At 59.1% G+C, this 6,071-nt stretch carries 6 protein-coding genes; 5 read left to right on the top strand and 1 reads right to left on the bottom strand.

Annotated elements, in window-relative coordinates:
• The first annotated feature begins 361 nt into the window (after window positions 1-361).
• The 5 genes from WAW39_RS19700 (at window position 362) to WAW39_RS19680 (ending at window position 4,119) form a co-directional block, all read left to right on the top strand.
• A complete protein-coding gene (locus tag WAW39_RS19700) occupies window positions 362-607 on the top strand; it encodes a glutaredoxin family protein (protein ID WP_422320873.1) in 246 nt (81 codons plus the stop codon).
• Window positions 608-901: 294 nt separating this feature from the next.
• Window positions 902-1,516, top strand: coding sequence for a DUF6580 family putative transport protein (locus WAW39_RS19695; protein WP_422320872.1), 615 nt, complete (start codon window positions 902-904; stop codon window positions 1,514-1,516).
• A 19-nt stretch (window positions 1,517-1,535) separates the two neighbouring features.
• A complete protein-coding gene (locus WAW39_RS19690; protein WP_422320871.1) occupies window positions 1,536-2,567 on the top strand; it encodes a polyamine ABC transporter substrate-binding protein in 1,032 nt (343 codons plus the stop codon).
• A gap of 266 nt (window positions 2,568-2,833) precedes the next feature.
• Window positions 2,834-3,061 (top strand): helix-turn-helix domain-containing protein, encoded by a 228-nt coding sequence (locus WAW39_RS19685; protein WP_422320870.1) that lies wholly within the window; start codon window positions 2,834-2,836, stop codon window positions 3,059-3,061.
• Window positions 3,058-4,119 carry a restriction endonuclease gene (locus tag WAW39_RS19680; RefSeq protein WP_422320869.1) on the top strand — a complete coding sequence of 354 codons (1,062 nt, stop codon included), beginning with the start codon at window positions 3,058-3,060 and terminating at the stop codon, window positions 4,117-4,119. The genes WAW39_RS19685 and WAW39_RS19680 overlap by 4 nt, the downstream gene beginning before the upstream one ends.
• Here the strand turns inward: WAW39_RS19680 and WAW39_RS19675 are convergent.
• Window positions 4,084-5,760: an Eco57I restriction-modification methylase domain-containing protein gene (locus WAW39_RS19675; protein ID WP_422320868.1), complete on the bottom strand. Its 1,677-nt coding sequence runs from the start codon at window positions 5,758-5,760 to the stop codon at window positions 4,084-4,086. The two genes, WAW39_RS19680 and WAW39_RS19675, sit on opposite strands and share 36 nt — an antisense overlap.
• Between the last annotated feature and the right edge of the window lie 311 nt (window positions 5,761-6,071).

Genomic DNA, 6,071 nt, shown 5'->3' with positions numbered 1-6,071 from the left:
TTCCACGGGTCCGCGGCACGCGGCGGACCGCACACGCGGCCTGCCACAGCACCACCACGGGCTGCTGCGGTTTTCAAAGCTGGGCCGCACTGGCCCTGCCTGCCCTAAAGTCATTTCCGCGCACTCTTGCAGCACGCTGGAGATTCCTTTCGGGCGTTCCATCCGCTGGAACGCTTCCTGCTGCGCTGTTGGGGGTCGAAGATAGCGCATGGGGAGTTGACGTTCAAAGGGACGGGCTTCGGAGCACTCAATGAAGGCTCTGAAAACAGCGGGCGGACTGTAATCAGGGCACGGAGGTGGTCAACCGAGAATCACGTACGCATTGCTTGCCCCTGCCGGGCTTTCACCCCATCATGGCCCCATGATCAAACCCATCGTTTATCTCAAAACGGGCTGCCCCTGGTGCGAAGAAGTCACGGAATACCTTGATGCCAAGCGCATTGACTACGAAGCCGTCGTCGTTTCCGGCAATCGCGAAGCCATGCAGGCCATGATCGACCTCAGCGGCCAGAGCAAAGCCCCCACCATGGACTGGGACGGCGAGGTGCTGGCCGACTTTGGCGTGGATGAGCTGGTGCCGTTTTTGCGGAAAAAGGGAGCGGTTTAGCTGGCATTGGTTGCCGTCTATGGATCATTTGCGGGAGGGACGTTCAGTTTCGCCGCAGAGGGGCAAAGAAGCAGAGGTAGCAGAGGTAGCAGAGAATGAATCTGAACTCTGCCACCTCTGCCTCTCCGCCCCTCTGCGGTAAAGACGCCTGTCCATGGAGCCTGCGAAAAGCATTCCTGGCAGATGAGGGGCCTCATTCTTCCCTCGCAGAGAATTCAGAGAAGAGTCTCGGATTTACTCATTCATCATTCACCCGCTCCTTGCCAGAAGCCCCAGAACCTGCATCTTGCCGCTATGTCTTCCCCTGATTCCCGCCCCGCCTCCCGTGCGTTTTTGCTGCCGCTTGCCTTGATCGTCGCCGCCGCTGCGTTTCGCTGGGCCAAGCTGAAAGGCTACGTCACTCTTGAAGTGCTGGAGAACTTCACGCCGTGGATGGCGCTGGCCTTCACCGGCACGCTCGTCTTTTCCAAACGGGTGCCCTTCATCCTCATTCCGCTGCTGCTGGTGGCCATCGATTTCACCGCTACGGGTGCCCAGGTGCTGCACTGGGAGGCGCTGGTCGTGTATGGCTGCTTTGCCGCCGCCGCGCTGCTGGCCAGCCTCTGGCGCGGGCAGATGGGCATGCTCGGCAGCCTGCTGGGCGTGGTGGGCTGCTCGCTGGTCTTCTACTTCTTCACCAACACCGTTTCCTGGCTCAGCAATCCCGTCTCCGCCTACTCGCGCGATCTCGCAGGCTGGCTGCAGGCCGTGACCACCGGCGAGCCCGGGCATCTGCCCACCTGGTTCTTTCTGCGCAACTCCCTCGTGAGCGATCTCGGCTTCAGCCTCCTGCTCCTCGCCGCCTTCAACACCGAGGCCGCCTTCCGCCAGCAGCAGCGCATCCCGCTGCGCCAGCCCCTGGCCGCCTAAGACCCGCACTCCCACGGCCATGAAGCGCATCGCATGGCTCTTCACGCTGGTGTTTGCCTGTGCCACGCTCTCCGCGCAGGCGGAGACGCTGCACCTCTACACCTGGGCGGACTACATCAGCCCGGAGGTGGTGCAGCAGTTTGAGAAGCAGCACGGCTGCAAGGTCGTCATCGACACCTTCGACTCGAACGAAAGCATGTTCGCCAAGTTCAAGGCGGGCGCTGCTGGGTATGATCTGGTATTTCCCACCGCCTACATGATCCAGGTGATGCACGCGCAGGGCATGCTGGCGGAGCTGGACCCCAGGCTCATCCCCAACCTCCCGAACATCGACCCCGCCGTGCTGGCCAAGGTGAAGGACCAGACCATGGCGCACAGCGTGCCCTACACCCTGGCCTACGCCTGCATCGCCGTGCGTGCGGACAAGATGAAAGGCGTGCCCGCTGAAGCCACCTGGGCCCTGTTTGACCGCGCCGCCCTGGCCGGACGCATGACCCTGCTGGACGACATGCGCGAGAGCATCGGCGCCGCGCTGAAGTCCCTCGGCCACAGCATCAATACGCGCGATGAAGCCCAGCTCGCCGCCGCGCGCGATGTGCTCATCCGCTGGAAGAAGAACATCGCCCGCTTCGACAACGAGGGCTACAAGAGCGGCATCGACTCCGCCGAGTTCCTCCTCGTCCACGGCTACAGCGGCGACCTCTTCCAGGTGCAGATGGAAAACCCCAAGGTCGAGATCCTCATCCCGCGCGAAGGCGTCACCCTCGGCTGCGATGAAATGATCATCCCCAAGACCGCGAAGCAGCCCGCCCTCGCCCACGCCTTCATCAACTTCGTCCTCGATCCCGCCATCGCCGCCGAAAACATGGAATGGATGGGCTACTACTGCCCCAACAAACCCGCGATGGAAAAAGTCAGCCCCGAGTTCCTCAAGAACCCCGCCGTCACCATCCCCGCCGAGCTGCAGGCCAAGTGCGAAGTCATCGAAGACCTCGGCCCCGACCTCGCGAAGTACACCAAAGTGTGGGACCAGGTGAAAGCAGCGAGGTAGGTGAGGAGCGCGGACTTCAGTCCGCAGCACTCCGCCAGCACCCTGCACACCGCATCCCCTCGTGGCCTCTCCAAGCCCAGCATCACCGTGCTTGCCACCCGCCGCCTAACCACCACCCTCCATGCACGGCGACCTGCTGCGGACTGAAGTCCGCGCTCCGAAGAATACTTCTCGCCAAAGCTTCGCGGTTTGCTTGGGCCTCGGTTAAGTCTAAATGCTACTTATAGTCTGTCGCCTCATGGTCATCACACGGTCAAGAGTCGAGAATGCCAAAAGCCAATCTCCGCCAGATTCTTGCGGACAACGTCCGCCGGTATCGCTCCCGAGCCGGAATCTCCCAGGATAACTTTGCCATCGAGTGCGGTGTCCACCGGACCTATGTTGGGCAGGTTGAGCGTTGTGAGCGCAATGTGACACTGGCCACGCTGGAGCTCTTCGCCATGGCGATGGGTGTCAGTGTCCCTCAACTTCTCACCAAGGATGGTGTGGCATGAGCGGGAATGAAGGAAATATCGCAAAGCATGTGGAGGCGATTATTGCGAGCGGATTGAGCATCTTCGACGTGCTGGCAAAAGATTCTCTGCTCCACATTCCAACCAAGGAATTGGAACGAATTTTGGATGCGGGCCTTCGTGGCTTCTCCACGGCAGGCATGCCGCTGCGGACCCGCTCGAAAGTGGTCAAGAGCGAGGTGTGCAGGATCCTGGGCTATCCCATTCCGAAATCATTCCGCAAGTGCAGGCCGCATGCTCGTTTTCCAGGTCAGAACTTTGACACCTACGTCCAGGCTTCGAACAATCTCCAAGTTTGGAATGAGGAACTACAGCCACGCCGCCGCTACGTGCTGGTTGCAGTAGGCAAGGACGGATGCGTGACCAGGGTGAAAGTCATCACTGGTGCCATGCTCGCAAAGCTCGATACAACCGGCACCTTGACGCAGAAGTACCAAGCGAGATTTGTTCCTGGTGAAATACCTGTGGAACTCATTTCGACCATGGACACTGAACATCTTATGCCATTGATTGGTTCAGCGACCTGCCCTCCACAGGGGAAGCCCACCGACGATCCCGTCCGTGGTTTGGTCATGCCAATTCAATCAGTCTTCCACCATTTGAAGAGTCTGGTGGGCTGTTCGTTTGCGAACGCTGGGTTTGATCAAGAGCGCAATCGTGGTGCTGAACTTCATCGCCTGGTGTGCAGGGCACTTGGATATCAGAGCTATGCGGATGACGGCCAATTTCCCGATGTGTGCAACCAGCTGCTGGAGGTGAAGCTCCAGACTTCGCCCACAATCGACCTCGGTCTGGTGGAGCCAGCCAGCAAAGAGCCGCTGGATTTGAATGATTTTCCCGAAGGAACCGTTCGTCACTGCGATGTGCGTTATGCCGTGTTTGGCGCGGAACATTTGGGCGATCACGTCAAGCTGACTCGTTTGGTGCTTACGACCGGTGAAATGTTCTTCAGCCGGTTCCTTCGCTTCGAGGGAAGGGTGTTGAATAAAAAGCTGCAAATTCCTCTACCCCAGGGCTTTTTCGGCAAGGCCAAAGGCTGACTCGACCAGGCGGTCAATCGTTGCAGCGAGAGCGTCGGCTTCAGCACCAGGTGTGAGTTCATGAATGCGACGGGTCAGTGACACGATCTCGCGCGAGACAGCCAGATCTGGAGAGGGCAGTGGAAACTTCTCCACATACTGGGTCATGAAGCGGCGTCGGCCTGCGTAAAGCTTGTTATTGAAGGCATGATCGTAAAAGCTTTCGATGAAGCGGGAGTTGCCCACCGCGAGGGCGAGCCAGAGTAGGTCGTTGTCGGTACGGTCCTCCGCAGCCAGCCAGTAGCAGTCACCATTGATCACTTCACCGTCCAGGCTCATCCAGAAAGTGGGGCTCTCAGTGATGTCTGGAAACACCAGTTTGGGCACTGGCCAGAGCGCCGGGTGTTGAGGCACCCAAATCTCATACCATTGACGCCCGGATTCGATCACATAGGTCCTGGCCTCAAGAGTGGCACGATGGCTTTCCAAATAGCAGCGGCTGCGTGGATAGGTGGCAAGGTCAATAACCGCCTTTTTACCGGCCCGATCCTCATGTGTGTAGAGAATCTGGCGGTCGGCAGGCAGCGATTTGAACCTTCGTGCTGCATGATGCGTGATCAGAGGGCGGAGCAGTTCCGGGCGCATTTCTTCCGGCAGGGCAGTCCAGTCTTTTCGCACAAAGACTTTGTCTGCTGTGGTCTTCACGCCAACGCGAATTTTGCCAATTTCGCCAAACGTACAGAATGTATGCTGCAGCACCGTGTCGAGCCATGTGTCTCCACTCTCAGTGGCGATGCGCCAAGTGCCATTGGGGGCATCACCGTGATTAAGTATTCCGTGCTGCACGAGAAACGTCGTGCCGGAAACGGCGACGGCCCCGCTTCCGTTCGACAATGCCTCATAGACCGTGGTGGCATGATGAACCGGCGGCTCGGCGGTCGAGTAAATGGAAGTGAAGCGAGGATTGGGCTGATCCACTTGGTGACGTTTCCGCACCAGCAGCACCGCAGGAAGCACCGCCGCTTCAAACAGCTTTGTATCGCCAAAGTCCCAGATGTGCAGGATCTCAAAACGGGAGAGGATGCGCTCCCTCACCTGTGAACCCGCCTTGGTTGTCATGAAACGATTGGAGACGATGATCCCAGCCACTCCTCCCTCGCGGAGCACGTCGGCAATGCCCTGAATGAAAGCAAAGCTCAAATCCACCCGGCCGCCAAGATCGAACTGCTGTGCGAGAAGTTGCGAGCGTGCGGCACCCATGACCTGGGTTCGCACGTAAGGTGGGTTGGCGATCACCACATCGTAGCTGGCAGGGGTGGAAAACAAGGAGTCGTCGCGGTGCTCCAAGGCAAAGTCGAGAAAGTCCTGTCTCAGTACTTTGCCGGTGTGCTCCGGAAGCTCTGCAAGCAGCCGTGTGGCAGCATTCTCAACGGCCACTTCATCGAGATCGAATCCATTCAAGGTGCAATCTCGCTCGAAGGCCTTGCCGAAGGCCAGCAGCAGCTCGCCATCGCCTACTGCTGGATCAAGCACCCGAGGATGAGGAGCATCACAGACAGCCGCCAGATGCCGGGCCACAAACTCCGCCAGCCCGGCAGGCGTGTAATGCGCGCCCTCCTGCTTTTGGGTTTTCTTGGTGGCTCTGGAATCGAGTTTCATCATGAGGAGACTAACGATTTGATCATAGCAATCAATGGGCAGGTGTCGTTTGATCTTTATGATTCCGCTTTTTCTAGTGGAGCGCTGGCGGTGGGATGCCAGGGCACCGCTGGGGCGAAGAAATTAGGAGAGGGGTCATCCTGATCCCTCACGCTCCCGCTTTTGCACGCGGCTCCCAAACCGGGGATCAGGATGATACCCCTAAGCCAGACCAAGAGATGCCAGCATCTACCCCATCCTGCTCCACGGCCCCCACCCGCCACCCGCCACCCGCCACCCGCCATGCAGGCAGGCGCGCTTTTGCACCACATTCG

This window comes from Prosthecobacter sp. (genome assembly GCF_049294395.1).
Lineage (GTDB): Bacteria > Verrucomicrobiota > Verrucomicrobiia > Verrucomicrobiales > Verrucomicrobiaceae > Prosthecobacter.
Note: the sequence above shows the minus strand (reverse complement) of the source record. Positions and strands in the feature narration are given on the sequence as shown.